The sequence below is a fragment of the Acidovorax delafieldii genome, from assembly GCF_007993815.1.
GTDB classification, from domain to species: domain Bacteria; phylum Pseudomonadota; class Gammaproteobacteria; order Burkholderiales; family Burkholderiaceae_C; genus Acidovorax; species Acidovorax delafieldii.
On sequence record NZ_VJWE01000018.1, the window covers coordinates 99,648 to 124,406 of the forward strand.

The 24,759-nt window shown below is 65.8% G+C and carries 25 protein-coding genes and 1 tRNA gene; 7 read left to right on the forward strand and 19 right to left on the reverse strand.

The features are described from left to right. Window positions 1-54: 54 nt before the first annotated feature. Entirely contained in the window at window positions 55-813 is a 759-nt protein-coding gene (locus ATF69_RS21310) for a DNA/RNA non-specific endonuclease (protein WP_244303784.1), read from the forward strand. Window positions 814-1,069: 256 nt separating this feature from the next. Here the strand turns inward: ATF69_RS21310 and ATF69_RS21315 are convergent. The 3 genes from ATF69_RS21315 to ATF69_RS21325 all read right to left on the reverse strand — a co-directional run bounded on the left by ATF69_RS21315 (window position 1,070) and on the right by ATF69_RS21325 (window position 3,617). After that, window positions 1,070-1,159, reverse strand: a tRNA-Ser gene (locus ATF69_RS21315). Between the two features lie 33 nt (window positions 1,160-1,192). Further along, window positions 1,193-2,509 carry a serine--tRNA ligase gene (gene serS / locus ATF69_RS21320; protein WP_146872203.1) on the reverse strand — a complete coding sequence of 439 codons (1,317 nt, stop codon included), beginning with the start codon at window positions 2,507-2,509 and terminating at the stop codon, window positions 1,193-1,195. Between the two features lie 169 nt (window positions 2,510-2,678). Further along, entirely contained in the window at window positions 2,679-3,617 is a 939-nt protein-coding gene (locus ATF69_RS21325) for a threonine/serine dehydratase (protein WP_146872204.1), read from the reverse strand. Between the two features lie 168 nt (window positions 3,618-3,785). Between ATF69_RS21325 and ATF69_RS21330 the strand changes: the two genes are divergently transcribed. Next, window positions 3,786-4,514 carry a CBS domain-containing protein gene (locus ATF69_RS21330; RefSeq protein WP_146872205.1) on the forward strand — a complete coding sequence of 243 codons (729 nt, stop codon included), beginning with the start codon at window positions 3,786-3,788 and terminating at the stop codon, window positions 4,512-4,514. 129 nt (window positions 4,515-4,643) lie between these two features. Here the strand turns inward: ATF69_RS21330 and ispH are convergent, their stop codons facing one another. Together ispH and ATF69_RS21340 are read right to left on the reverse strand one after the other, a co-directional pair. Further along, window positions 4,644-5,639 (reverse strand): 4-hydroxy-3-methylbut-2-enyl diphosphate reductase, encoded by a 996-nt coding sequence (ispH, locus tag ATF69_RS21335; protein ID WP_146872206.1) that lies wholly within the window; start codon window positions 5,637-5,639, stop codon window positions 4,644-4,646. After that, window positions 5,639-6,103 carry an FKBP-type peptidyl-prolyl cis-trans isomerase gene (locus ATF69_RS21340; RefSeq protein WP_056060856.1) on the reverse strand — a complete coding sequence of 155 codons (465 nt, stop codon included), beginning with the start codon at window positions 6,101-6,103 and terminating at the stop codon, window positions 5,639-5,641. The genes ispH and ATF69_RS21340 overlap by 1 nt, the downstream gene beginning before the upstream one ends. Window positions 6,104-6,191: 88 nt before the next feature. Here ATF69_RS21340 and radC point away from each other — a divergent pair, with 88 nt between their 5' ends. Next, window positions 6,192-6,905 (forward strand): RadC family protein, encoded by a 714-nt coding sequence (radC, locus tag ATF69_RS21345; RefSeq protein ID WP_146872207.1) that lies wholly within the window; start codon window positions 6,192-6,194, stop codon window positions 6,903-6,905. After that, window positions 6,902-7,618: a Smr/MutS family protein gene (locus ATF69_RS21350; RefSeq protein ID WP_146872208.1), complete on the forward strand. Its 717-nt coding sequence runs from the start codon at window positions 6,902-6,904 to the stop codon at window positions 7,616-7,618. Before radC ends, ATF69_RS21350 begins: the two co-directional genes overlap by 4 nt. Window positions 7,619-7,715: 97 nt before the next feature. Here the strand turns inward: ATF69_RS21350 and ATF69_RS21355 are convergent, their stop codons facing one another. From ATF69_RS21355 to ypfJ, 10 genes are all read right to left on the reverse strand, one after another. Then, complete coding sequence (locus tag ATF69_RS21355) at window positions 7,716-8,243, reverse strand: midcut-by-XrtH protein (protein WP_158641502.1); 528 nt, start codon at window positions 8,241-8,243, stop codon at window positions 7,716-7,718. Between the two features lie 262 nt (window positions 8,244-8,505). Continuing rightward, complete coding sequence (locus tag ATF69_RS21360) at window positions 8,506-10,518, reverse strand: bifunctional 2',3'-cyclic-nucleotide 2'-phosphodiesterase/3'-nucleotidase (RefSeq protein ID WP_244303792.1); 2,013 nt, start codon at window positions 10,516-10,518, stop codon at window positions 8,506-8,508. Window positions 10,519-10,692: 174 nt separating this feature from the next. Beyond that, window positions 10,693-10,926 (reverse strand): DUF7661 family protein, encoded by a 234-nt coding sequence (locus ATF69_RS21365; RefSeq protein ID WP_015012904.1) that lies wholly within the window; start codon window positions 10,924-10,926, stop codon window positions 10,693-10,695. Between the two features lie 11 nt (window positions 10,927-10,937). Beyond that, window positions 10,938-11,351 carry a GFA family protein gene (locus ATF69_RS21370; protein ID WP_167514381.1) on the reverse strand — a complete coding sequence of 138 codons (414 nt, stop codon included), beginning with the start codon at window positions 11,349-11,351 and terminating at the stop codon, window positions 10,938-10,940. Further along, the gene (locus ATF69_RS21375; RefSeq protein ID WP_146872290.1) at window positions 11,348-11,821 is read right to left on the reverse strand and encodes a RidA family protein; all 474 of its coding nucleotides are present in this window, start codon (window positions 11,819-11,821) and stop codon (window positions 11,348-11,350) included. The genes ATF69_RS21370 and ATF69_RS21375 overlap by 4 nt, the downstream gene beginning before the upstream one ends. Window positions 11,822-11,862: 41 nt before the next feature. Next, window positions 11,863-12,954, reverse strand: coding sequence for a M48 family metalloprotease (locus ATF69_RS21380; protein ID WP_015012901.1), 1,092 nt, complete (start codon window positions 12,952-12,954; stop codon window positions 11,863-11,865). A gap of 19 nt (window positions 12,955-12,973) precedes the next feature. Further along, a complete protein-coding gene (locus ATF69_RS21385) occupies window positions 12,974-13,567 on the reverse strand; it encodes a LemA family protein (RefSeq protein ID WP_056060837.1) in 594 nt (197 codons plus the stop codon). A gap of 114 nt (window positions 13,568-13,681) precedes the next feature. Continuing rightward, window positions 13,682-14,104 carry a group II truncated hemoglobin gene (locus ATF69_RS21390; RefSeq protein WP_146872211.1) on the reverse strand — a complete coding sequence of 141 codons (423 nt, stop codon included), beginning with the start codon at window positions 14,102-14,104 and terminating at the stop codon, window positions 13,682-13,684. A 124-nt stretch (window positions 14,105-14,228) separates the two neighbouring features. After that, a complete protein-coding gene (locus ATF69_RS21395; RefSeq protein WP_146872212.1) occupies window positions 14,229-16,418 on the reverse strand; it encodes a cyclic nucleotide-binding domain-containing protein in 2,190 nt (729 codons plus the stop codon). 34 nt (window positions 16,419-16,452) lie between these two features. Continuing rightward, window positions 16,453-17,337: a KPN_02809 family neutral zinc metallopeptidase gene (gene ypfJ / locus ATF69_RS21400; protein ID WP_056747416.1), complete on the reverse strand. Its 885-nt coding sequence runs from the start codon at window positions 17,335-17,337 to the stop codon at window positions 16,453-16,455. Window positions 17,338-17,449: 112 nt separating this feature from the next. Here ypfJ and pcp point away from each other — a divergent pair, with 112 nt between their 5' ends. From pcp to ATF69_RS21415, 3 genes are all read left to right on the forward strand, one after another. Further along, on the forward strand, window positions 17,450-18,124 hold the full coding sequence (gene pcp / locus ATF69_RS21405) for a pyroglutamyl-peptidase I (protein WP_146872213.1): 675 nt from the start codon (window positions 17,450-17,452) through the stop codon (window positions 18,122-18,124). Window positions 18,125-18,245: 121 nt separating this feature from the next. Continuing rightward, window positions 18,246-19,235 carry a delta(1)-pyrroline-2-carboxylate reductase family protein gene (locus ATF69_RS21410; RefSeq protein ID WP_146872214.1) on the forward strand — a complete coding sequence of 330 codons (990 nt, stop codon included), beginning with the start codon at window positions 18,246-18,248 and terminating at the stop codon, window positions 19,233-19,235. Continuing rightward, window positions 19,232-20,932, forward strand: a complete 1,701-nt coding sequence (locus ATF69_RS21415; RefSeq protein ID WP_146872215.1) for a sensor domain-containing diguanylate cyclase — start codon at window positions 19,232-19,234, stop codon at window positions 20,930-20,932. The genes ATF69_RS21410 and ATF69_RS21415 overlap by 4 nt, the downstream gene beginning before the upstream one ends. On the opposite strand, the gene ATF69_RS21420 is transcribed toward ATF69_RS21415, so the two are convergent. The 4 genes from ATF69_RS21420 to ATF69_RS21435 form a co-directional block, all read right to left on the reverse strand. Beyond that, on the reverse strand, window positions 20,884-21,360 hold the full coding sequence (locus ATF69_RS21420) for a hypothetical protein (RefSeq protein ID WP_056747412.1): 477 nt from the start codon (window positions 21,358-21,360) through the stop codon (window positions 20,884-20,886). The genes ATF69_RS21415 and ATF69_RS21420 overlap by 49 nt on opposite strands. Before the next feature lie 135 nt (window positions 21,361-21,495). Beyond that, window positions 21,496-22,068: a dCTP deaminase gene (gene dcd, locus ATF69_RS21425; protein WP_015012892.1), complete on the reverse strand. Its 573-nt coding sequence runs from the start codon at window positions 22,066-22,068 to the stop codon at window positions 21,496-21,498. 80 nt (window positions 22,069-22,148) lie between these two features. Next, a complete protein-coding gene (guaD, locus tag ATF69_RS21430; protein ID WP_146872216.1) occupies window positions 22,149-23,447 on the reverse strand; it encodes a guanine deaminase in 1,299 nt (432 codons plus the stop codon). A 112-nt stretch (window positions 23,448-23,559) separates the two neighbouring features. After that, on the reverse strand, window positions 23,560-24,660 hold the full coding sequence (locus ATF69_RS21435) for a BMP family ABC transporter substrate-binding protein (RefSeq protein WP_146872217.1): 1,101 nt from the start codon (window positions 24,658-24,660) through the stop codon (window positions 23,560-23,562). Between the last annotated feature and the right edge of the window lie 99 nt (window positions 24,661-24,759).

Genomic DNA, 24,759 nt, shown 5'->3' on the forward strand with positions numbered 1-24,759 from the left:
GCTCCTTCTGTGAATCGTTTGTTCTATTGGCCAGGCCGTGTGCGCCTGGCGGCTGTGCTGGCCCTGTCTCTTGCCAGTGTTGCTCTCCCGAATCTCTCCTGGGCGCGGTTTCCGCAGTTCGACAGTGCAGCCCTGCTCACACCAGAGCCCACCTCCTTTGCGCAATGCCCGCAGTTCTTTGCGAATGGCATACCACCGGCCATCACGCCCAGGCCGCAGCTGCGCGAGCTTTGCTATGAGGCCTTTGCGGTGCTGCACTCCGGCACCACCAAGACACCGGTGTTTGTAGCCCAACGGCTGAATCGGCAGATGCTGGATGGGGCCAACGAGAAACGGGCCAAGCGGTTCTTCGCGGATGCGCGCCTGCCCAGTGGCGAGCGTGCGGAGCTGGAGGACTACAAGAACTCAGGTTACTCCCGAGGCCACATGGCGCCTGCTGGAGATATGGCCACGCCCACTTCCATGGCCCAGAGCTTCAGTCTGGCGAACATGGTTCCGCAGAACGCTCAGCACAACGGTGGCGCCTGGAACAAGATCGAGCAGGACACGCGGCACTATGTGAAGCGGGCCAAGGGAGACGTGTTTGTGATCACGGGGCCGGTGTTCACGGATGCGGGGCCACGCATTGGGGCCAATGGGGTGAAGGTGCCGACCCATCTGTACAAGCTGGTCTATGACGCCACGACCAATAAGGCCTGGGCGCATTGGCAAGCGAACCGCGAGGGGGAGATGGTGGATCGGCCGATCAGCTATCAGGAGCTGGTGAAAAGGACCGGAGTGGAGTTAATGCCGGTAGCAACTGTTCGGCACTGATTGCAGCCCTATGGCGTCGATTCCGAAAAGCGCTCACACCGAGTCGGCCGGCATCATTACTTGAGTCGCGACGGGGAGCCCACAACATGGCGTGCTGGGCAATGGTGAATGCAGCTAGGTCTTAGACGTTGTATGGGCTCCAACAATGCCCAAACAGATGTAAGAATAAACAATGCGCCATGGCATACCAGATGGCATACCGCACAGGGCAAAAAACAAAAAACCCCAAGTGAATCAATCACTTGGGGTCATGTACTGGCGGAGAGGGTGGGATTCGAACCCACGGTAGTGTTGCCACTACGCCTGATTTCGAGTCAGGTACATTCGACCACTCTGCCACCTCTCCTATGTGTCGAAGCCTTCGATTATAGCCAGATTTTCAGGGCTTGAGCACAGCGGTGCCGCCCAGGTAGGGGCGCAGCACCTCAGGCACCGTCACGCTGCCGTCGGCCTGCTGGTAGTTTTCGAGCACTGCCACCAGCGTGCGGCCCACGGCCAGGCCCGAGCCGTTCAGGGTGTGCAGCAGCTCGTTCTTGCCTTGGGCATTCTTGAAGCGGGCTTGCAGGCGGCGGGCCTGGAAGGCTTCGCAGTTGCTCACCGAGCTGATCTCGCGGTAGGTGTTCTGCGCGGGCAGCCACACTTCCAGGTCGTAGGTCTTGGCGGCGCCAAAGCCCATGTCGCCGGTGCACAGGCTCATCACGCGGTAGGGCAGGCCCAGTTTTTGCAGCACGGCTTCTGCGTGGCGGGTCATTTCCTCCAGCGCTTCGTAGCTCTTGTCGGGGTGCACGATCTGCACCATCTCGACCTTGTCGAACTGGTGCTGGCGGATCATGCCGCGCGTGTCACGGCCGTAGCTGCCCGCTTCGGAGCGGAAGCACGGCGTGTGGGCCGTGAGCTTGATGGGCAGGTCGGCCTCGGCCACCACCACGTCGCGCACAAAGTTGGTCAGCGGTACTTCGCTGGTGGGGATGAGGTACAGCGCTGCGTTGTCCGGCACGGGTTCGCCGTCCTGGCCGCCCTTCTTGGCGGCAAACAGATCGCCTTCAAACTTGGGCAGCTGGCCGGTGCCCTTGAGGGAATCGGCATTCACAGCGTAGGGCACATAGCACTCGGTGTAGCCGTGCTCTTGCGTCTGCACGTCCAGCATGAACTGGCTCAATGCGCGGTGCAGGCGGGCGATAGGGCCCTTCATCACTGTAAAGCGCGAACCTGAGAGCTTGACGCCCATGTCGAAATCGAGGCCCAGGGGCGTGCCGACATCGACATGGTCTTTCACCTCGAAATCAAATTTGGCAGGCGCGCCCCAGCGGCGCACTTCCACGTTGCCAGCTTCGTCGCTGCCCACCGGCACGGACTCGTGCGGCAAGTTGGGCACGGCCACCAGCATGGCCAACAGTTCGGATTGGATCTGCTCCAGGCGCGCGGCGGATTGCTCCAGCTCCACCTTGCCTGCGGCCACCTGGGCCTTGACGGCTTCGGCGCCGTCCTTGTCACCCCGGCTCATCAGCATGCCGACCTGCTTGGACAGCTGGTTGCGCTGGGCCTGCAGCTCTTCGGTTCGGGTCTGCAGCGTCTTGCGCTCGGACTCCAGGGCCTGGAAAGCGGAGACGTCCAGGAAGGCCTGGGGCTTTTTGCGGGTTTCCAGCCGCGCGATGGCGGTGTCGAGGTCTTTGCGGAGGAGAAGAATGTCAAGCATGGGGTCGATTTTAGAGGGCTGGCAGAAAAGCCAAGTTCAGAGCAACGGCACAGCTGTCGCGCAGAGCCCTGGCAACTGGCACGCACCAGAGCAGGGCCCCCGCGCAAGGGCCGCCCCACCGCGCTGGGGGCGTCCGCCTTGAGGGGGAAGACGCGCAGCGGCTCAGGGGCTATAGATTTGCCGGATCAAAGTTGGCGCCGCAGAGAATCAGGGTCACCGCTTCTTGTGGCTGGGGCTTGTAGGCGCCGGTTTGCAGTGCGGCCAGGCCCAGCGCGGCGGCGGGTTCCACAGCCAGTTTCAACTCCTTCCACAGCCACAACTGGGCAGCGCGGATGGCATCGTCGGGCAGCAGCAGTGCATCGTGCACATGGCGCTGGCTCACCTCCCAGCCAATGGCGCCGATGCGCTTCGCGCCCAGCGAGTCGGCAGCCACGCCGCCCACCTCCACATCCACCGGCTGGCCAGCAGCCCGCGCGGCGTACAGCGTGGGCGCGCGTTCGGGCTCCAGTGCCACCACATGGGCGCGACTCTCCACCCACGCGGCCACACCGCCAATGAGGCCGCCACCACCCACGCTGACCAGCACCGAGTCGGGCAGGCGGCCACCCTGCTCTTCCATCTCCAGCGCCAGCGTGCCCGCACCCGCTACCACTTCGGGCTGGTCGTAGGCATGGGCCTGCAGCGCACCCGTGGCCTTCTGGCGGGCCACGCAGGCTTCAAACGCTTCGGAATATGCGGCGCCAGTGACAACCACCTCGGCCCCCAGCGCGCGCAGGCGGGCACGTTTGGCCTCGGGCGAGACCTCGGGCACAAAGACCTCGCAGCGCACCCCCAGGGCCTGGGCGGCCGCCGCCACGGCAATGCCGGCGTTGCCGCCGGAGGCAATGATCACGCCGCTCTCGGGCACCGGGTTGGCCAGCAGGCGGTACAACATGCCCCGCGCCTTGAAGCTGCCGCCCACCTGCAAATGCTCCAGCTTGAGCCAGACCTCGGCACAGTCCACGCCCAAGGACTTGCCGGACAGGCGCATCAGCGGCGTGGTGCGCAGAAAGTCGGGCTGGGTGGCCAGTTGGCGGCGGGCAGCGGCAATGGCGGCGCGGTCGATCATGCAGGGGCTCCGAATGGCAGGTGATGTCAAAAGAAGGGGGCAGTGTAGGGGCTGCCCGCAACATGCAGACACAACGCTGACTGCACGCGCGCCGCACAACTGCCGATAACATGGGCAGAGCAGTCCCCACCCCACCGCGCTGGCCGGCCTGCGCGCAGGAGAAAAACCATGTTCTTTGTGTTCGGCCCGTCAGGCCAGATGTACCGGGGCGGCCCCGAAAACCTGGCACGTATTTCTGCGGTGCGCAGCGTGCAGCGCCCGCAGGCCCTGCGCACGCGGGCCATGGACGCACAAGATGGCCAGCCAGGGCCCGTCTTCACGGCCCCGCCCCGCCCCACTGCGGCCGACACCAACGCTGCTGCGCCTGCAGCCATCGTCAACCTGCGCATGCACGACGCGGTGAGCGCCTACGCACAGACAGAGCAAGGCCCCCAGGCCACCGCCCGCCAGCCGCTGACCAAGGTGAGCGACGTGATGACCACCGTCGGCGTGAGTGTGGCGCCCGGTGTGCGCGTGAACGATGCCTGGCAGACCCTGGCCGAGCACAAGGTGGCGCAGGCGCCGGTGGTGGATGCGCTGGGCCGCGTGATTGGCCTGCTGCTGCGGGCCGACATGGCGCCGCTGGACCTGCTGCCCGAGCCCGGCGCCGTCAAGCAGGCCATCGACCTGGCCCGCCGCCCGGTGGCCGAGGTGATGGTGAGCCCCGTGCCCACGGTGTCCCCAGACACCGAACTGCGCCGCGTGGCCGCCGTGCTGCTGGACACTGGCCTGCCCGGCCTGCCGGTGACGGACGAGGCGGGCGTGCTGTCGGGCTTTATCTCGCGCACCGACATCCTGCGCGCCGTGGCGGCAGACCCGCCGCTGGACCTGTGGAGTGGGCCCGCCGTGCCCTTGTAAGGGAATATTTGAATAAAAATGGCCGCTTGCGCTAAAAGAATATGCGCCGGCCGCTATCGATTCAGGAGTAAATAAAAAGGGCGCCTGTTGGCGCCCTTGCACGATCACCGGCTGCCCTTCACGCCACCGTCAGTGGGCCGATGGACCTGTCTCTGGCGTGCGCTCACGAATCTCCAGCCCCGTGGCCGCGTCGATCTTGAGCCCCTTGGGCAGCGGGAACTTGATGGTTTCCTCGATGCCCGCCATGGTGCGGACCGACACAGCGCCCAGCGCCTTGATGCGGTCGATGACCTGCTGCACCAGGATTTCAGGCGCGGAGGCACCCGCAGTGAGCCCCACGCGCGAACGGCCCTTGAACCACTCGCCCTGCAGCTCGTCCGCACTGTCCACCATGTAGGCGGTGGTGCCCAGCTTGGCGGCCAGCTCGCGCAGGCGGTTGCTGTTGGAGCTGGTGGGGCTGCCCACCACAATCACCACATCCACCTGCGGGCTCAGCACCTTGACGGCGTCCTGCCGGTTCTGCGTGGCGTAGCAGATGTCCTGCTGTTTGGGTTCGCGCACATTCGGAAAGCGCGCCCGCACGGCGGCAGAGATTTCGGCAGCGTCGTCCACACTCAGCGTGGTCTGCGTGACCACCGCCAGCTTCTCGGTCTGCGCGGGCTGCACGCGGGCCACGTCCTCCACGTCTTCCACCAGGTGGATACCGTGGTCGAGCTGGCCCATGGTGCCCTCCACCTCGGGGTGGCCCTTGTGGCCGATCATGATGAACTCGTAGCCCTCTTTGGCGAGCTTGGCCACTTCGACATGTACCTTGGTCACCAGCGGGCAGGTTGCGTCAAAAATGCTGAAGCCACGCGCCTCGGCCTCCTGCTGCACGGCCTTGCTCACGCCGTGGGCGCTGAAGACCAGCGTGGCGCCGGGTGGCACGTCAGACAGCTCTTCGATGAAGATCGCGCCCTTGGCCTTGAGGTCGTTCACCACGTAGGTGTTGTGCACGATTTCGTGGCGCACATAGATGGGGGCGCCAAACTTCTGGATGGCGCGCTCCACGATCTCGATGGCGCGGTCCACACCGGCGCAAAAGCCACGCGGCTCGGCCAGCAGGATTTCTTTCGGCTCCAGCATCACAGGATCCCGATCAGCTGCACTTCGAAAGTCACGGGCTGGCCCGCCAGCGGGTGGTTGAAGTCGAACAGCACGGCGCCGTCGTCACGCACCTGCATTACGGCCCCGGCGTAGCTGCCCTGGCCGTCGGGCGTGGGGAACTGCACCACGTCGCCCACGTTGTATTTTTCGTCGGGGTCACCCAGCTCGTTCATCAGCTTGCGCGCCACCCACTGCTGCATGTCGGGGTTGCGCTCGCCAAAGGCCTCGCCCGCGGGCAGCTCGAAGGTGGTGCGCGTGCCCTCGGCCAGGCCCAGCAGGCGCTGCTCCATGGCGGGCGACAGCTCGCCCGTGCCCAGCGACAGGGTGGCGGGTTTGTCGGTAAAAGTGTTGATCACATCCCCCGCCGGGCCGGCCAGGCGGTAGTGCAGCGTGAGGAAGGAGCCCGGCTGAACAGTGGGAAGGGAGGTGGAAATAGAGGTCATGAGAGTCCCGATAAACTGCCGCGATTGTAGAAAACCGGGCAAACCCCTACCGCAGCCACCGCTGCTGGCGCGTTCCACCTCCTCTTCCATGGCCATCAAAGACCTGCCCGCCGACGCCCAGCCCCGCGAAAAACTGCTGGCACGCGGCCCCGCCGCCCTGGCCGATGCCGAGCTGCTGGCCATCCTGCTGCGCACAGGCATCGTGGGCAAGGGCGTCCTGCAGATGGCGCAGGAGCTGCTGGACCCGCCCGGCATTGACCCGGACACGGGCGCCGTCACCGGCGGCTTTGGCGGCATTGCCGGGCTGTTGCACACCAGCGCGGCCGACCTGGAGCGCATCAAGGGCCTGGGCCCGGCCAAACGTGCCGAACTGGTGGCCGTGCTGGAGCTGGCGCGCCGCGCCCTGGCCCAGCAACTGCGCGAACGCGAGGTGTTTGACTCGCCCGACACCGTCAAGCACTACCTGCAGCTGCACCTGGCCGCCAAGGGGCACGAGGTGTTTGCGGTGCTGTTCCTCGATGCGCAAAACCGCCTGCTGGCGCTGGAGGAGCTGTTTCGCGGCACGCTCACGCAGACCAGCGTGTACCCGCGCGAAGTGGTGCTGCGCGCCCTGCACCACCAGGCGGCCGCCGTGGTGCTGGCCCACAACCACCCGAGCGGCAGCGTACAACCCAGCCGCGCCGACGAGGCGCTGACCCAGAGCCTGAAGACCACGCTGGCCCTGGTGGATGTGCGCGTGCTCGACCATGTGATCGTGGCGCCGGGCCAGGCGCTATCGATGGCAGAAAAGGGCCTGGTATGAGCCCTCGGCCATCTCGTTCCTCCATCGCTGACACCTCGGTGACCAATGCTGCCAATGTCATACATTCGCTGCAAGACCTGAAGCAGATCCGCAAGCAACTGGAACAAGACCGCGCCGAGGCCGCCGCACACGAGAAGGCCCGTCAGGAGGCCGATCGCCGCGCCCGCGATGCCCACCGCTTTTTCGAACTGGCCGTGGGCCCGGTGCACCGCATGCGCCCCCCCGGCACCGTGGAGCATGAGCCCAAGTTGCCCCCTCCCATCCCCGTGCAACACCAGTTGGACGAACAGCGCGTGCTGCTCGAATCCATCAGCGACGACTTTGATGTGAGCTCTCTGCTCGAAACTGACGAGGCCCTGAGCTTTCGCCGCCCCGGCGTGGGGCCAGACATCACGCGGCGGCTGCGCAAGGGAGAGTGGACACTGCAGGCCCAGCTGGACCTGCACGGGCTGCGCACCGACGAAGCCCGCGAGGCCCTGGGCCAGTTCCTGCGCGACGCGCAAAAGCAAGGCAAGCGCTGCGTGCGCGTGGTGCACGGCAAAGGCCTGGGTTCACCGGGGAAAAGTCCGGTGCTCAAAGGTCGGGTACACAGCTGGCTGGTGCAGAAAAACGAAGTCCTGGCCTTTGTGCAAGCCCGGGGGGATGAAGGTGGGGCAGGTGCGTTGGTGGTGCTGCTACGCTCAGCGCGGAAGATGTTGCGAAATAGGCCCTAGCGCTTGCCATAAAAGCACTGATCGCTATATATTTCAGAGCAACCGTACGGCATCACCCGCACGATACTCTTCTAAGATTTGACCGTAAAGCTTCCGCTTAAACCGGACCACCCTGAACCCGGACGTAGCAAAAGGGAATGGCGCTATGGGCTGGGATCTTCATTCCTACTTGGCATTGGGGCAGCGTATTGGGCGTCACGACCGTATAACCGGGAGTCGCCTGAATGCTCAGGATAAACACATCTTTATCCCCGGCGTTGTAGACCACCTCGTCAATATTGGCCGGGAAGTTGTACGAGGACCCAATGTAGTTGGCAGCATTGATGCTGCCATTCGAGTAGGCATTGCGTGCGCCAAAGACACTACCCAATACCAGGGTCACCGCCACCGCCGCAGCCAACAGAGAGTAGAACTTGGCTCCGTGCCCCGCACGGCGGAAGGCATTCCAGGCAAACAGTCCCAAGGCACCGACCAAAGCCATCATCCCCCAATCCGACAAGGTGGGAATGGAGGAACCTAATCCGAAGCTGATGACTCCGCCGGAAGCCGGCTGGGCCAGCACCGCAAACGAGGAAAACAGCCCCAACCCTGCGCAGGCCGATTGGCGGATGGCGATTCGGTTCATAGTGACTCCAAAAGAGAATGGCGGGAGACGGGCCCCGATGGGGAGCCATGGTTCACCCATGACAGTCACTCTAACACGTAACACTTTGTCTCCAAGATACGGTATTTGTGCCCATCATCAGCCGCCGCTGACAACACCGTCAAGGAGATTCCGTGCACCGAAGCTGCCGTTCGGCCACCCATAGGCAGTCGCAGAACAGCCCCGCCCTCGGCCAACCCGGAAAGCGGGAACTGTGGATAGCGCCCGCCCCTTAACTCCCGCATTACTTCGAGAGGTCGATCCCGTACTTAGACGTGCCCTTGCCCGAGCCGTCATCGGCCGCCAGCAGCGACACGTTGCCCAGCCCGGCCGCCTGCGCCACGCTGAGGGCATTGGCGCCCGAGCTGAACACCACTGGACCCGCCACCGTGGCCTTGGCAAAGCGCCAGCTCTTGGCAGCGCCGCTGGCTGCGCGGGTCACCGCCGGGTTCTTGCGGATGTAGTCGATCACCACGTCGCGGTTGGCGTCGGGCGAAGCCCAGATGGTGCCTGAGCCGTCGAGCTTGTCGATGAAGCTCTTACCGCTGGTCGCGCGGTAGTTGTTGGTGGCGATCACGAACTCCTGCGCCGCGTCGATGGGCTTGCCCAGGTACGTCAGGTTCTTGATGCGGCTGCCCACGGGCTGGGTCACGTCGATCTCGTACTGCATGTCCGCCGTGGTGAACATGTCGAAGTTGTACCCAGGGAAGGTGCTGATGAGCTGTTGCTCGGTGGTCTTGGCCGGGTCGATCTGGTTGAAGCGCTTGGCAGCGGCTTCGAGCCAGTTCTTGATGTCGCCACCGTTGACCTTCACCGCGTAGACGGTGTTGGGGTACAGGTACAGGTCGGCCGCGTTGTTGATGGCCAGCGGGCCCACGGCCACGTCGGTGTAGTCGGCCCCGCCCTGGAAGCCGCTCTTGAACGGTGCGCTCACCGACAACACCGGCAGCTGCGCGTACTGCGGCAGGCTGGCCTTGATGTAAGCCGCCACATAGGCCTGCTGCGCCTGGTTCACGATCTGGATCGCGCCGGGGTCACCTACATCGGCAAACAGCGTGCTCATGCGGAAGTCGGTCTGGCCGATGGGTGTCTTCACGTACTTGATCGCGGCCTGGTGCTGTGTCTCGATCAGCGGGGCGATGGCGGGGTCGGCGTCCACGGTCACCGTGGCGCCTGCGGCATTCTTGTTCTGGATGTTGCGCAGCTCGCTCTTGCTGGCGGACTTGTTGACCACCCACTTGCTGCCGTCCCATTGCAGCGCCAGCTGCACCACCCCCAGGGCCTTGCCCCAGGAGCTGGCCATGACGGCAGGCACGCCGTTGATGGTGCCCGCCTTGTGGTCCACGCCTGCCAGGTTGAAGCTGGGCGTGGCGGCCGTGTCGGGGAACACGCCATGCTGGTGGCCCATCACCATCGCGTCGATACCTGCCACCTTCGACAGGTACAGGCCGGGGTTCTCCATGGTGGCCGAGTAGGCGGCACTGTCGAGACCGCCGTGCAACAAAGCCACCACGATGTCAGCCCCCTTGGCACGCAGCTCGGGCACGTACTTGTTGGCGGATTCGACGGCGCCTTCGGTATAGACCTTGCCTTCCAGGTAGCGCTTGTCCCAGTTCATGATGCCGGGTGTGGTGAAGCCGATCACGCCGATCTTGATCGGCAGCTTCACTTCCTTGCCATCCGTACCCTTGGCCACCAGCGTGCGCTCCAGCAGCGTGTAGGGCTGTACCAGCGGCTTCTTGGTCTTATTGCTGTACACGTTGGCCAGCACGGCGGGATAGCCAGCGCCTGCGCATTTCTTGGAGGGGTCCACGCCGTCCACATCCAGCCCGCCGCCCAGCACCTGGTTCAGGAAGGGCAGGCCGTAGTTGAACTCGTGGTTGCCCAGCGTGCCCGCATCAAAGCCCAGCGCGCCCATGGCCTTGTACATGGACAGCTGCTGCGTGCAGGGGATAGGGCTGATGGTGGCCTCGTAGTCGGCCAGTGCGGTGCCCTGGATGGTGTCACCGTTGTCCACCAGCAGCGTGTTGGCAAACTCCTTGCGGGCCGCGCGCACCAGCGTGGCCGTGCGCTCAAAGCCGTAGCTTTTGTCTTCGGCCAGCTTGAAGTAGTCGTAGCTGCGCACGTTGAAGTGCAGGTCGGTGGTCTCCAGCACGGCCAGCGTTGCCGTGGCGCCCGCGTTGCTGCTGGCGTTGTCGCTACTGCCGCCGCAGGCAGCCAGCGACGCGGCCAGCGCCACCATGCCCCATGCAGCCATGCGGCGTGAAACATGCGAAGGAGAAATCAGAAAGCCCAGAGTGCGTTCAGACATGAACAGTCCCGAATTGAAACAAGGGACCGAGTGTCTGGGCCGGGTTTGACAGCGGTGTGACGTGGCAACATGGCCGCAACACTTGTGCCTCGTGCTGCGGTCAGTGCGCCTTGCTGCGACTCAATCGATACGGTACACGTCGCCGTTGTGCGGCGAGGCGCTTTCGTGGAACAGGTCTTCCAGAAACTGTGCCAGCTCATGCTCTTGGACAAAGTCGGGGATCACAAAGCCCGACGGCGAGCGCTTGCCATCTGCGCCCACTCGGTAGGCCTGCCACAGCGCACCTTCGCGGCGCACTTCGACGATGCGGCCGAAAACATTAAAACGGGGGTGAGCGTTCAACGGTGCTGCCATGGGGTACCGATCTATCCTTCGGCCTCTTGCCGAAAACCATCACAGATCACTACCCATGCGGCTTTGGAGGCCACATGGATGTGCTTTTGGGGCGGGGTCTCGTAGGCGGTGTCCAAGGTACCCAGCGGCACGGCCACCCACTCGCTATAGGGGCCTTCGCTGTGCCACAGCAAGGGCGAGCCACACACCGAGCAAAACGTGCGCGTGACCAGGGGCGAAGACCGGTAGGTGCGCGTCAGCCCTTGCCCAGACACGAAGCGATGGTGCACACGCAAAACGCTGCCATAGCTGCCAAACGCCGCACCATGCGCCTTGCGGCACATCGAACAGTGGCAGTGCGATGCACCCTGCAATGGCGCCGTGGTTTCGTAACGCACGCCTCCACACAGGCAGCTGCCTCGCTGCACAGCAGCAGGCGTCGTCATGGCGCCACCGACGCGATCAAGTCCACCTCCACCGTCGCGTTCTTGGGCAGCTGCAGCACACCCACCGAGGTGCGGGTGTGCGCACCAGCCTCGCCCAGCACGGCAAACAGCACCTCGGAGGCACCGTCGGCCACCTCGCTTTGCTGCGTGAAGGCAGGCGCCGACTGCACGTACACGGTGATGCGCAAAATGGATTGCACGGCATCGAGCGAACCCAGCGAGCGCTGCAGCAGGGCCAGCGCCCGCATCACACACACCTTCGCGGCTTTTTGCGCATCGGCCAGAGTGGCGACCGCCCCCGCAGCGCCCGTGACCATCACGGTATCGCCCACGCGCGGGATCTGCCCGCTCAGGTAGATGTGGTGGCCGTCCCGCACGAGCGGGACGTAGTTGCCACCAATCTTGATCTCGCCATCAAAGCGGTAGCCCAGCGCCTGGGCTTGTTCCTCAAAACGGGCATCGCGTGACATGGACATGGGTCTCCTGAAAAAACTGCGGCCTTCGCAGCGGGCTACATGAAGCGCGCAAAAGGGTCTACCAGCGAGGCGATCGACACGGTGCCGGGCGCCCCACCCTCGTCACGCCGCGCCGATTCATGCCCTGCATGTACGGGCACGGCGGGCAAAGGCTGCATGCGGCGGCCATACACGCGCTGCACGCGGTCGTCGAGCGTGGGGTGGGTATCCAGCCAGCGCTCCATGCGACTGCGGCCGGGTACGTCCACCAGCAGCATGTGTTGCACGGCCGGGTGGGCCAGGCCGGTGTGGACGGGGTTCTCGGCATACCCGGCCGGGGTGTCACGACGCTGGGCCATGACCTTGCGCAGTACGCCACCCAGGCCATCGCGGCTGCGGGTCCATTGCACCGCGCGTGCGTCGGCCAGGTATTCGCGCTGTCGCGATACTGCGGCCTTGAGCATGCGGCCGGTGAGCCAGCCCGCAAAGCCCGCCACCATGATGGCCGACCCGAACCACCAGGCCAGGCCCCGACGCTCGCGCATCGTGTCGCCAAAGTTGTAGACCAGCTCCAGCCCGAACACCATGCCCGCCAGGCGCATCTTCAGGCGGGTGTCGCCCTCATGCAGATGGCTCAGCTCGTGCGCCACCATGCCCTGCATCTCTTCGCGGGTGAGGTAGTCCAGGGCACCCTGCGTCACGGCAATGACGGCGTCGCTCTCGTCCCACCCGGCAGCGAACGCATTGATGGCATCGGTGCGCGGCATGACCATGATCTGCGGGCGCGGCATGTGCGCGGCAATGCACAGCTCGTCCACGATGTTGGACAGCCGCTGCTCGGCGTGCGACAGCGACGGGCGCAACTCGCGCGCGCCCACACGCTGCGCCAGCTTGACACCGCCTGCGCGCAAGTTGGACGTCTCCACCCACCAGCCGCCCAGCACCAGCATCAGCGAGACCCCCACATTGGCGGCCAGAAAACCTTGTGGAAAGGGCAAGTGCACGGGCAGCACCGCCACCATCAGCCACCAGGCCAACGCCAAGGCAGCGTGCACAGCCGCTACCAGAACGACCACAGCGAAGGCAAAACCCAGCAGCAGGCGGCGCGTCTCGCTGCGCGCGTTGTGCTGGTGATCCCAGAACTTCATGCGAATGGAAGCGGAAGGGTCAGAACTTCACCCGGGGCGCGGCGCGCTCTTCGTCGGACTGCGTGGATGCCAGCATGGGCGCGGGCGCAAAACCCAGCAGGCGCGCGACGATGAGGTCCGGGAACTGCGCCGCCGCGTCGTTGAACTCCAGCGCCTGGTCGTTGTAGGCCTGACGTGCAAACCCCAGGCGGTTTTCGGTGCTGGTGATCTCTTCGGACAGCGACTGCATGGAGGCGTCGGCCTTGAGTTCAGGGTAACTCTCGGCCACCACCATCAGGCGGCCCAAGCTGCCGCCGAGTACACCCTCTGCCGCCGCCAGCGCGCCCATGGCGCTGGCGCTTTGCGGTGCGGCACGCACCGCTGCAGCCGCGCCCTGCGCCTGACTGCGGGCCTTGATCACGGCTTCCAGCGTGGCGGCCTCGTGCGCCAGATAGCCACGCGCCACCTCTACCAGGTTGGGGATCAGGTCATAACGGCGCTTGAGCTGCACGTCGATCTGGCCAAACGCATTGGCAATGCGGTTGCGCAACTGCACCAGCCGGTTATAGACCGCCACCGCCCACAAGCCCAACGCGACCAGCACAACGACCACGACCCATGCGGTTGCCGACATACCCCACCTCCTGTATTTGTTGGAGGGAGCATCTTAGAGCCTGTGGAGGCGGCTCCCAGGAAACATACCAGGGCGCCATTCAACGGCGCAAACGGGCACCACCTCGCGGGCGGGCTACACCCCTTTGTTGCGCATCCAGTCCGCCGTGCCCATGAAGCTTTCCTTCAGCCGCACGCGCAGGTCGGAGGGCACGCCGGTCTCGCCCATGGCCTGGTCCATGCAGGCCACCCATTGGTCGCGCTCCTTGATGCCGATGGCAAACGGCATGTGGCGCGCGCGCAGGCGCGGGTGGCCAAACTGGTCGGTGTAGTACGACGGCCCACCCAGCCATCCGCACAAAAACATGAACAGCTTTTGCCGCGCCTGGCCGAGGTCGTTGCCATGGGCGGCACGCAGCTCGGTGTAGCCGGGCTCCAGGTCCATCAGGTCATAGAAGCGCTCGGTCAAGGCGCGCACGCGTTCTTCGCCGCCGATCCATTCAAAAGGGGTGGTGGCCACGGGGGCATCTGCGGCGGAGGACGAGGGGGTGGATTCCATGGGGTTGGCAAGGAGAGGTTGCCAGGCGGTGTCGGGAAGCCTTTGATTATAGAAATCAAGGGCCCTTCATTCGCCTTGTGGGACCTTGGGACAGCCGCACTCCGACACCCGATGCCCTGCCCTGCTACTCCAGCACCGCCCGCAGCTGCCGCGTGGTCACCGCCAAGCGCCGGGCGCCAATCTGGGCCAGGTTGTTCATCACTGTGAGGGCCGCCTCGGGGTACTGCCTTGCCCAGGCATCAAAATGTGCGCGCGACAAACGCACCAGATGCGCCGGGCCACGTTCCGCACCCGCGCAGGCACTGCGGGCCGCACCATTGAGGAAGGCCATTTCGCCAAACGCCATGCCCGGACCGACGGTGGCCAGGCGCAAGCCTTTGTCGGGCGGCCACTGGGTGACCAGCGTGATGTGGCCGGACTTGACCACGAGGAGGTCATGGTCCGTATCCCCCGCATGGAACACTACGCCATGGGGCGGGACAGCCTGGGACACCAGCAGCGCCTGCAAGGCCTCGGCGGCGGCCTTGGGCACGCCCTCGCCCACCTCGCCCAACACATCGCGCTCGGGGTGCGCGGGGCGTTGCTCGATGGGTCGCTGCGACAGGATGCCCACCTCGGCCCATTCCAGCGCCCGGTCCAGGTCGGCAAAGGCGCGCACATGCTCCCCCGCATGCTCGGCGGCCATGGGGTCCAGGGCTGCCACGGCCGCGGCGATGCCCTGCTGGTCCAGATCGCGCACCAGCGCTCGCAGTTGGGCCATTGCCGTGCTGTCCCACGCGGGCACGCGGCCCGCGTCCAGAATGACCCAGCGATGGCGCGGCAGCAGCAGCATGCGCACCTGCTCGGCCAGGTGGGCAGCCACGCCAAAAGACATCACGCCTTGCAGTTCAAACACCGCCACCTGGTTCATGCGCGGCGTCAGCCAGCTGTCCGACCCGGCACGGCGCAAGCGCCGCGAGCGCAGCTCGCCATCCAGACGCACATGGCGCAGCACCGTGGCGGCAGAGTCGTGCAGCAGCACAAACGTGGCCACGACCAGGCCAGCCACCAGCGCCCCCACGCCCCCCATCACGGCAAACACCAGCGCCACCAGCCAGCTTTGCGCCCAGGTCACCCGGGACCGGCGGGCATAGCCCAACGACCACATGAGGCCCGGCACCTGCATCAGCCCCGCCAGCACCAGCCCCCCGGCAAGACAGGCCATGGGCACCCAGTGCAGCCACCACGCCCCGGTGACCGCCACCCCCAGCATGATGGCGGCGTGCCAGCGCGGGGCATCGCGCGAGGCCCCCGCCTGCGCCAGCACAATGCGCGAACGCGATGCGCTGGTGGATGCGGGAATCATGCCCATCAGCCCACACAGCGCACCCAGCAAACTCTCGCGGCGCAGCGCCAGGTTGGCATTGCCACGCAGGCCATGGTCCAGCTCCAACTCCTGGTTGAATACCAGAATCTCCAGGCTGTTGACCAGCGCCATCAGCACCGCCAGCACCACCAGAGCGGAGCCCTGCTGCCGGGCCAGGGCCATCCAGGGAATGCCCGTCCAGTCGGGCAGCATGGGCCAGGCAAACACGCTGGGCCGCACGGCCGGCACAAACACACTGCCCAGCCCCACACCCCATACCCCCGCCAGCGCCACGGCCAGTGCCACCAGGGCCACGGCCGACAGCAGCCCTGGCATGCGGGGCCAGCGCCGGCGCAGCCCCCAGGCCAGCCCCACCACGGCCAGCGCAGCCAGCAGGTGCCAGCCGGTGCGTGCGTCCCACAGCGCATCGGCACCCGCACCAAAGCCATTGCGCACCTGTCCCACCACCATCGACAAGCCCACACCGGCTGCAAACCCGTGGGTGACCGATATGGGAAGAAACCGCGCCACCGACGCCAGCCGCAACACCCCCAGCAGCCACTGGAACACAAAGGCCAAAGCCACCGTGGCACCGCTGACCGCCAGCACCTGGCGCGCGCTCAGGCCCAGGCTGGGGGCCGCACCGTGGGCAGTCGCCAGCACGGCGGCAAACAGCAGGGCCACCACCGTGGTCGGTGCATACACCACCCCGGCACGGGGTGTCGCCAGGGTCAGCAGCAGGCCGGGCAATGCAGCCGACCACAAAGCCAGCGCGGCCAGCGAATGTTCGCCCGCCAGCGGCGCAAATGCCAGCAGCCCCAGCCCCACGGCGTGGGGTACGGTGACCGCTGCCGCAGACCACGCCGCCGCTGCGCCCGAGGGCTGCGGCGCCGAGGGCCCAACCTCAGCCCCCGCCGAAGGCCCGGCACGGCGATGCAGCGAGGCAGTCACGGGTGCGGTCGGCGGCATGGAGAAGGTCTAATAATCCCTGGGCATTGCGCGCCTACAGGCTGCGCGCCGCAAAGGTGTCGCAGGTCTTGACACTGCCACTTTGCAGGCCGCTGTTGAACCAGCGCTGCCGCTGGGCGCTCGTGCCATGCGTGAAGCTCTCGGGCACCACCGCGCCGCCATTGGCCCGCTGCAGCGCATCGTCACCAATCTTGGCGGCGGCGTTCATGGCTTCTTCCACGTCGCCCTGCTCCAGGATCTGGCGGGACTTCTGGGCGTGGTGGGCCCACACCCCCGCAAAGCAGTCGGCCTGCAGCTCCAGCCGCACCGACAGCGCGTTGTATTCCACCTTGCTCACACGGCCCCGCATCTGGTCCACCTTGGCGCTGATGCCCAGCTGGTTCTGCACGTGGTGGCCCACCTCATGGGCAATCACGTAGGCCTGGGCAAAGTCGCCCGGGGCACCCAGCCGGGTCTTGAGAGTCTCGTAGAAACCCAGGTCGATGTAGACCTTCTGGTCAGCGGGGCAGTAAAACGGCCCCATGGCTGCCTGTCCCGTACCACATGCGGTGGGCGTAGCGCCCCGGAACAACACCAGCCGCGGGTCCTGGTAGCGCCCGCCGCCCTGGCGGAACACCTCGCCCCACACGTCCTCCGTGTCGGCAAGCACCGTGGACACAAAACGTGCCATGGTGTCATCGGCTGGTGGGCGGTGGGCCGGAGCATGGGGTTGCGTCTGCACCTGGGGCGCCGGACCGCCGCCGCTGAGCAGCCCCAGGATGGTCAAGGGGTTGATGCCCAGCACCCAGCCCCCCACCAGCGCGATCACGATGGTGCCAATGCCGATGCTGCGCCCACCAAACACCGGCGATCCACCGCCGCCGCCCTCGTCACGGCGGTCTTCCACGTTGTCGGACTCGCGATTGCCTTCCCATTTCATTGCGTCTCTCCAGCGCCCTCCAGGTGGGGCGGCCAAGCCTGCATGTTACGCGCGGGGCCGCCCTGGCGCGGACGATTTACGATGTGTTCCACCCCGCTTTTGCCTGCCTTTCATGACATCTGCCGCACACCACAGCGCGCCCCATGCCGGGCCCACCATTCTTCTGACTGGTTTTGATCCGTTTGGTGGTGGCGCGCACAACCCCAGCTGGCTCATTGCGCAAGCGCTGCACGGGCAGCGCATCGCAGGACACCAGGTGGTGGCCGCGCAATTGCCCACGGTGTTCGGGCAGTCGTTGCAGCGGCTGCAGTCGCTGTTGCTAGAACACCGGCCCACCGTCACGCTGTGCCTGGGCCTGGCAGGCGGTCGGGCAGCGCTGTCCATCGAGCGCATCGGCATCAACATCAACGATGCGCGCATTCCCGACAACGGTGGCGCACAGCCCATAGACACCCCGGTGCAACCCGGCGGACCTGCCGCCTACTTCGCCAGCCTGCCCATCAAGGCCATGCTGCGCGCCGTGCAACGCGCAGGCGTGCCCTGCGAGGTGTCGCAAACCGCTGGCACCTTTGTCTGCAATCATGTGCTGTACGGCCTGATGCATCTGCTGGCACAAGGCATAGGCCCAGAGGGCGCACGGGGTGGTTTTGTGCATGTGCCCTGGCTCAGTGGTCAGGGGGATCCCCATCTGCCCCTGCGCGACATGGTGCGCGGCATGCATGCCGCCCTGTGGGCTGCGGCGCTGACGCCGCAGGACATCGCGCTGCAGGCGGGGGCCACGCATTGATGGGCATGGCAGCCATGGCGAACCTGATCCCGCGCGCATCACACGCTGGGTTACCTTGGGCACTGCACAGGTGAGGGCTTCTCCGCTCCCACAAGAGCGGCATGCTGTGTACAGTCCGCCTATGCTTTTTGCCCCCTCTTCAGCCCCCTCGGGCGTGCTGGACGCAGCAGCCACCGCTGCGCGGTTGCCCTGGTCCGATCTGGCTGACGAAATAGCGGCCTTGCTGAAGGACCCCACAGTCGTGGTGCCGCAACGCGCCGTGCTGCCGCTGGCGCAAGGCGGCAGCTTGTTTGTGATGCCCGCCACGGATCAATCGGTGGCCATGACCAAGCTCATCACCTTTACCCCGGGCAACGCGGGCACAGGACGCCCGTCGATCCAGGGCGATGTGGTGGTGTTTGACATCGCCACGGGCGAGCGTCGGCTGGTGCTGGACGGGCCCACTGTCACCGCACGTCGTACCGCCGCGGTCTCTCTGCTGGCCGCCCGGCATCTGGCGCAGGTGCCACAGGGCCCTTTGCTCATCGTCGGCGCAGGAGTGCAGGGCCTGGCACATGCCGAGGCATTCATCCACGGCCTGGGCGTGCGCGAGGTGTGGATTGCCTCGCGCAGCAGCGCCAGCGCCCAGGCCCTGGCAGCGCAGGTTCGCGACCTGGGCGTCGACGTGCAGGTGGTGGCCGATGCCGATGCCGCCGTGCCTCACTGCCCGCTGATAGCGACCTGCACCACGGCCAGCGCACTGGTGCTGAGCGCCCCGCCCCGGCCCGACGCATTTTTGGCGGCCGTGGGCGCTTTCACGCCCGCCATGGCAGAGCTGGCCCCAGCCCTTTGCCAGCATGTGGCACGGCACGGACGCATCCTGGTGGACACCAGCGATGCACTCCATGAGGCAGGTGACCTGCTGCAGGCAGGCCTGGATGTGGCGGCGCTGCCGACGCTGGGTGAGATGGTCCGGAGCCCTGGTGCCGCAGCCCCCGAGCGGCGTTCGGGCCCGGTGCTGTTCAAGAGTTGCGGCTGGGCCGGCTGGGACTTGGCAGCAGCCCGGCTGGCCCTGCGCCGCGCCAGCCCGGCACCGGCCGCGACGGCACACTGGGCAGACCCTTCCGCATGATGCTCATCACACGTTTTTCAGACCACAGCCTGCGCATGCAGATCGCGCTGGTGTTTGGCACGCTGGTCGTGACCCTGTCAGTACTGCTGTCGCTGGGGTTTGGCGAGTTGCTCAAGCACCGCATTCAGCGCGATGCAGGCAGTTCCTTGCAGGTGGTCGCCGAAAACGCAGGCAAGCTCCTGTCCCTGGGCCTCATGCAGCGCAGCCTGGAGGCCGAGGTGATGGCCAGTGCCGAAGTGGTGTGGTCCAAGGGGCTCGACTCTGCCGAGGCCCAGCACATGCTGGCCCGCAGCCAGGCCATGCAGCCCACCAACCTCTGGATCGGTGTGGCCGATGCGCAAGGCGTGGTGCGCAATGCCACACGCGGCCTGCTGGTGGGCCAGAGCGTGGCCCAGCGGCCCTGGTTTCAACACGGACTCGAAGGGGTGCATGTGGGCGACGTCCACCCCGCCAAGCTGCTGGAGTCCCTGCTGCCCCCCACCGCCACTGGCGAACCACACCGGTTTGTGGACTTTGCAGCGCCCATACGCATCGGCCCCACCACGGTGGGCGTGCTGGGCATCCACGGCAGCTGGCAGTGGACACGCGAGGTACTGGAGAGTCTGACCCCCGCATCATCCGATGAAAGCGCGCTGGAACTGTTCATCTTTGACCGCGAAGGCCAGTTGATTTTTGCGCCTGGCGGACAGACCGAGGTGATGCGGTCTGCCGGGCAGCGACTGCCCGAGGACATCAGTGTCAACAACAACCGTGATGGTGACCGCACGCAGACCACCGTGGTGCGGTGGAGGGATGGCAAGCGCTACCTGACCGCTGCCACGCAGCTGCAGCCGCGCAATGCGGCCAGCGATCTGGGCTGGCGCATCGTGGCACGCCAGCCTGTGGAGCTGGCTTTTGCGGAGGCAGACAACACCGTGCAACTGGCACTGGTGATTGGCCTGACGGCCGCGCTGCTGGCATCGGCCCTGGCCTGGCTCGCCGCCCGGCGCCTGAGCGTGGACCTGTATGCACTGGCCGACGCGGCCAGTGCGGTGGAGGCCGGGCTCCCCGGCAGCGACATTCCGACCATGCAAAGCAGCCGGGAGGTACAACAGCTGTCTCAGTCTCTGGGCCGCATGACGCACCGCCTGCTGGCCGCCCGCGAGGCGATGGAAGAAAAAGTGCGCCTGCGTACGCTGGAGCTGGAGGCCGCGAACCGCGCGCTGGACCTGCAGGCGCGCACCGACGCCCTCACCGGGTTGCTGAACCGGCGCGGCTTCGAGACACAAATGGCCTTTGCGGTGGCGCTGGCTCGGCGCAGCAGCCGTCCGCTGAGCCTGATCACCGTGGACGTGGACCACTTCAAGCGGGTGAACGACACCTACGGGCATGAAGCCGGAGACGAGGTCCTGCGGCGACTGGCACGCACGCTGGAGTCCCGCCTGCGTGGCTCCGATGTGGTGGCGCGACTGGGGGGAGAAGAGTTCGTGGCGTTGCTGCCCGACACCGACCTGGACGGCGCCCAGTCCATTGCGCAGGCCCTGGTCACCGCCATGGCAGAGCAGCAGAACCCGGTCGTGGGCACCATCACCGTCAGCGCAGGTGTCGCAACCATGCGCAGCGCAGACGACAACGGCGCCGCCATGCTGCGTCGGGGCGATGCAGCGCTCTACGAGGCCAAGGGCCAGGGACGCAACAGGGTCTGCGTGGAGGCGTGAGGGCTGCCCGAGCCCGCAGTGGCTCCGTCCCCCGGTGTTGCGGGCCGTGGCTCCGGGCTTTCGGCTTGCAGCACGGGTGCCTCAAAATACGGCTGCAGCTGGGCTGACAGCTCTTGCAGGCCAGCGTCCGGCACGCCGGACGCCAACGCCAATCGCTCCAGGGCATAGGGCCGGTGGCCCAGCATCATCGACATGTTCACGCAGTGGCCGTGTGCTGCCATGCGCAGCACAAAGGCATTGAGCAACTCACAGGGCCAGTAGGTGTGGTGTGCCTGGCAGTCGGCGTCTGCGGAATGCGGCGCAGCGTCTGGGCGTCGGGGCGGCGGGATGACAGAAGGCGCAGGGGCTGGAGCGGGATCGGCCAGCGCTGGCGCCAGAGCGCGGATGGGCGCAAAGAACAAGGTTGAGGCGGCAGCGGACATCAGCATGGTGAAACTCCATCAGCCTCCATCTCCCGGGAGGCGTGTCACCGATGCTAGAAAACTTACCGATGCTTGCATTTCAGCCAAGGCGCATGGCGCGTGTAGGACACAACCCCTGCCACCGCCGGCCATGTGCGCCTGTCAGGCCTTGGGCAGTGTCACGCCCACCTGGCCCTGGTACTTGCCGCCCCGATCTCGGTAGCTGACCTCGCACACGTCGTCCTTGTCGCTCTCGAAGAACAGCACTTGTGCGCAGCCCTCGCCCGCGTAGATGCGCGCTGGCAGCGGCGTGGTGTTGCTGAACTCCAGCGTCACATAGCCTTCCCACTCGGGCTCGAACGGCGTCACGTTGACGATGATGCCGCAGCGCGCATAGGTGCTCTTGCCCAGGCAGATGGTGAGCACATTGCGCGGGATGCGGAAGTATTCGACCGTGCGGGCCAGCGCGAAGCTGTTGGGCGGGATGATGCAGCTGTCACCCTCGAAATCGACAAAGCTCTTTTCATCGAAGTTCTTCGGGTCCACCACCGTGCTGTGGATGTTGGTGAACACCTTGAATTCGGGCGCACAGCGGATGTCGTAGCCGTAGCTGCTGGTGCCGTAGCTGATGATCTTGCGGCCTTCGACCTCGCGAACCTGGCCAGGCTCAAAGGGCTCGATCATTCCGTGCTCGGCCGCCATGCGGCGGATCCATTTGTCGCTCTTGATGCTCATAGCAGAACTCCCTGCGCTGTGGCCCGCACAGTGGTGGACTGCCGGGCGCTATTAAATACGTAGCTGGTAGCGCATGAATATCAAGCGCTAGAGCCGTATTTTGCTTGAGAAATCACCGTTTGCTGCACCACACGGTCGTCGCCGAGTACGATCAGCGCAAACAAAAGCTCATCGAGGTTGCGCGCCTGGCGGGTCTTGCGCGCCAAAAGCGGCGTGGCTTCGGGGTTCAGCACCACAAAATCGGCCTCGCAGCCTGGCTGCAGATTGCCGACCACACCCGCCAAGCCCAGCGCCCTGGCCGCGCCCGCCGTGTGTTGCCACCACAGCTGCTGGGGTGACAGACTCAGGCCCTGCTTGGTCTGGCCCTCACGCCCCACGTAGTACGCCGCCAGCATGGTGTGAAAGGGGCTGAAGCTGGTGCCCCCGCCCACGTCGCTGGCCAGGCCATAGCCAAACCCCACGCGGTCGGCACCGGCGTAGTCGAAAAACCCGCTGCCCAGAAAGAGGTTGCTGGTGGGGCTGACCGCCGCCACCGCGCCGGTGTCGCGCATCAGCGCGCGGTCGTCGTCATCGAAGTGGATGCAGTGCGCATACACCGCACGTTCGCGCATCAGGCCAAAGTCGTCGTACACGCCCAGGTAGCTGCGCGCGGCGGGGAACAGCTCGCGCGCCCAGCGGATCTCGTCGCGGTTCTCGGCCACGTGGGACTGGATCCACACATCGGGGTAGCGAGCAGCCAACTCGCCCGCGCCGCGCAATTGTTCATGCGTGCTGGTGGGCGCAAAACGCGGGGTGATGGCATACCCCAGGCGGTCCACGCCGTGCCAGCGCTGGATCAGCGCCTCGGTGTCGATGAGGCTCTGCTCGGTGTCGTCGCGAACGCCATCGGGCGAGTGGCGATCCTGCAGCACCTTACCGGTGATGAGGCGCATCCGCTGGCGCTGGGCCTCGGTGAACAGGGCATCCACCGACGCGGGGTGTGACGTCGAAAACGCCAAGGCTGTGGTCACGCCGTTGCGCAGCAGCTCGGCCACAAAAAATTCGGCCACCTGTGCGCTGTAGCCGGGGTCTACAAATCGGGATTCGTGGGGAAAGGTGTAGTTCTCGAGCCAGGGCAGCAGGCCATCGGCTGGCGAGCCGATCACGTCCGTCTGCGGGAAGTGGATGTGCATGTCCACAAACCCCGGCGCCAGGATGCGCCCCGGCAGATGCACCACAGGCTCCCCGGCAAGTTGTGGCGCGAGAGTCTGCCAAGCGCCTGCCGCCAGCACACGCTGGCAGCCCTGAGCGTCAGGGCCAACGGCCAGCAGGCCATCTTCGTCATAGAGGGCGCTGCCGTCGTCGGCAAAACGCAAAAGGGCGGAACGGTAAACAGGCATGGCGGCAAGCTTAGCGGCAGGGGGCGCCGTTTGTATATGCAGCACCCCATAGTGGCTATGGGGTTCGGGGAGCGCCGATCAGTGGAAACGATGGGCGATGTGCCCTGCAGGATCAGCGGGACAACCTGCCCACCACGCCTTCCACCAGCCAGTTCATCTGCAATATCTGTGCATCCGACAGTGCCTGGCCAGCAGCAATGCGCTCCTGCCCTTCGTTGTCGCGCACCGGCACTTTGCCCGCACGGAAGGGCGCGAGCTTGCCCGCGCCCACGGCCTTTTGGGCATTCAGCACCTCCTGCTGGACGGCGGCTGGCACCCGGGTGCCAAAGTCACCGACGCGGATCATGCCCTCGCGCACGCCGCCCCACAGGTTGGCACTTTTCCAGGTACCGTTTTGCACGGCGCGCACGCGCTCGGTGTAGTAGCTGCCCCACTCGTGCGTCACGGCCACGATCTGCGCGTCCGGGCCCGTCTTGCGCATGTCCGAGTGATAGGCCACGGCCATCTTGCCGCGCTCTTGCGCAGCCGCCATCACGGCGGTGGAGCCAGTATGGAAAGCAATCACATCCACGTCCTGGTTGAACAGTGCCATGGCGGCATCCCGCTCCTTGGGCGGGTCGAACCATACGTTGAGCCACACCACCTTGACAGTGGCCTTGGGGTTGACCGAGCGCATGCCCAGCGTGAAGGCGTTGATGCCCTGCAGCACTTCGGGGATGGGAAACCCGGCCACGAACCCTGCCACGCCGGTCTTGCTCATGCGGCCTGCGGCGATGCCCGCCAGGTAACGCCCCTCGTAGTAGCGCGCATTGGCGGCGGCCACATTGGGGGTGGTCTTGTAGCCGGTGATGGACTCGAACTTCACCTGCGGATAGTCCTGCGCCACCTTGAGCGTGGGCTCCATGTAGCCAAAGCTGGGGGTGAAGATGATCTGGTGGCCGGTGGCGGCCAGGTCGCGGATCACGCGTTCGGCATCGGCGCCTTCTGCCACGTTCTCGACAAACGTGGTCTTCACCTGGTTGCCCAGCGCGGCCTCGACGGCCTTGCGGCCTTCGTCATGCTGGCGCGTCCAGCCCGCCTCGGTGATGGGCGAAACATAGACAAAACCGGCTTTGACCGGCTCGGCTGTATGACCCTTGGCGGGTGAGGTCTGGGAAAAAGCGGGGGAGAAAAAACAGGCGGCCACGAGCGTGGCAGCGAGGTTTTTGTACATGGTGTTCCTCTACATGGCCCTGATGGAATGGACCGGAAGCACCGCAGGACGACGGTGCCACCGGGACGGTCAGACTGTGCGAAAACTACATGGAGTGGT

What these genes read in the sequence shown, in the direction of transcription:
- ATF69_RS21360 (WP_244303792.1), bottom strand. Translation starts at nt 10,518, where the DNA reads ATGGCTGCATGGGGCATGGTGGCGCTGGCCGCGTCGCTGGCTGCCTGC.
- ATF69_RS21355 (WP_158641502.1), bottom strand. Translation starts at nt 8,243, where the DNA reads ATGAACCGAATCGCCATCCGCCAATCGGCCTGCGCAGGGTTGGGGCTG.
- ATF69_RS21395 (WP_146872212.1), bottom strand. Translation starts at nt 16,418, where the DNA reads ATGCCGCCGACCGCACCCGTGACTGCCTCGCTGCATCGCCGTGCCGGG.
- ATF69_RS21325 (WP_146872204.1), bottom strand. Translation starts at nt 3,617, where the DNA reads ATGATCGACCGCGCCGCCATTGCCGCTGCCCGCCGCCAACTGGCCACC.
- ypfJ (WP_056747416.1), bottom strand. Translation starts at nt 17,337, where the DNA reads ATGAAATGGGAAGGCAATCGCGAGTCCGACAACGTGGAAGACCGCCGT.
- serS (WP_146872203.1), bottom strand. Translation starts at nt 2,509, where the DNA reads ATGCTTGACATTCTTCTCCTCCGCAAAGACCTCGACACCGCCATCGCG.
- ATF69_RS21365 (WP_015012904.1), bottom strand. Translation starts at nt 10,926, where the DNA reads ATGGCAGCACCGTTGAACGCTCACCCCCGTTTTAATGTTTTCGGCCGC.
- ispH (WP_146872206.1), bottom strand. Translation starts at nt 5,639, where the DNA reads ATGCTGGAGCCGAAAGAAATCCTGCTGGCCGAGCCGCGTGGCTTTTGC.
- ATF69_RS21350 (WP_146872208.1), top strand. Translation starts at nt 6,902, where the DNA reads ATGAGCCCTCGGCCATCTCGTTCCTCCATCGCTGACACCTCGGTGACC.
- ATF69_RS21420 (WP_056747412.1), bottom strand. Translation starts at nt 21,360, where the DNA reads ATGCTGATGTCCGCTGCCGCCTCAACCTTGTTCTTTGCGCCCATCCGC.
- pcp (WP_146872213.1), top strand. Translation starts at nt 17,450, where the DNA reads ATGACATCTGCCGCACACCACAGCGCGCCCCATGCCGGGCCCACCATT.
- ATF69_RS21410 (WP_146872214.1), top strand. Translation starts at nt 18,246, where the DNA reads ATGCTTTTTGCCCCCTCTTCAGCCCCCTCGGGCGTGCTGGACGCAGCA.
- ATF69_RS21390 (WP_146872211.1), bottom strand. Translation starts at nt 14,104, where the DNA reads ATGGAATCCACCCCCTCGTCCTCCGCCGCAGATGCCCCCGTGGCCACC.
- dcd (WP_015012892.1), bottom strand. Translation starts at nt 22,068, where the DNA reads ATGAGCATCAAGAGCGACAAATGGATCCGCCGCATGGCGGCCGAGCAC.
- ATF69_RS21415 (WP_146872215.1), top strand. Translation starts at nt 19,232, where the DNA reads ATGATGCTCATCACACGTTTTTCAGACCACAGCCTGCGCATGCAGATC.
- radC (WP_146872207.1), top strand. Translation starts at nt 6,192, where the DNA reads ATGGCCATCAAAGACCTGCCCGCCGACGCCCAGCCCCGCGAAAAACTG.
- guaD (WP_146872216.1), bottom strand. Translation starts at nt 23,447, where the DNA reads ATGCCTGTTTACCGTTCCGCCCTTTTGCGTTTTGCCGACGACGGCAGC.
- ATF69_RS21375 (WP_146872290.1), bottom strand. Translation starts at nt 11,821, where the DNA reads ATGTCACGCGATGCCCGTTTTGAGGAACAAGCCCAGGCGCTGGGCTAC.
- ATF69_RS21380 (WP_015012901.1), bottom strand. Translation starts at nt 12,954, where the DNA reads ATGAAGTTCTGGGATCACCAGCACAACGCGCGCAGCGAGACGCGCCGC.
- ATF69_RS21435 (WP_146872217.1), bottom strand. Translation starts at nt 24,660, where the DNA reads ATGTACAAAAACCTCGCTGCCACGCTCGTGGCCGCCTGTTTTTTCTCC.
- ATF69_RS21370 (WP_167514381.1), bottom strand. Translation starts at nt 11,351, where the DNA reads ATGACGACGCCTGCTGCTGTGCAGCGAGGCAGCTGCCTGTGTGGAGGC.
- ATF69_RS21330 (WP_146872205.1), top strand. Translation starts at nt 3,786, where the DNA reads ATGTTCTTTGTGTTCGGCCCGTCAGGCCAGATGTACCGGGGCGGCCCC.
- ATF69_RS21340 (WP_056060856.1), bottom strand. Translation starts at nt 6,103, where the DNA reads ATGACCTCTATTTCCACCTCCCTTCCCACTGTTCAGCCGGGCTCCTTC.
- ATF69_RS21385 (WP_056060837.1), bottom strand. Translation starts at nt 13,567, where the DNA reads ATGTCGGCAACCGCATGGGTCGTGGTCGTTGTGCTGGTCGCGTTGGGC.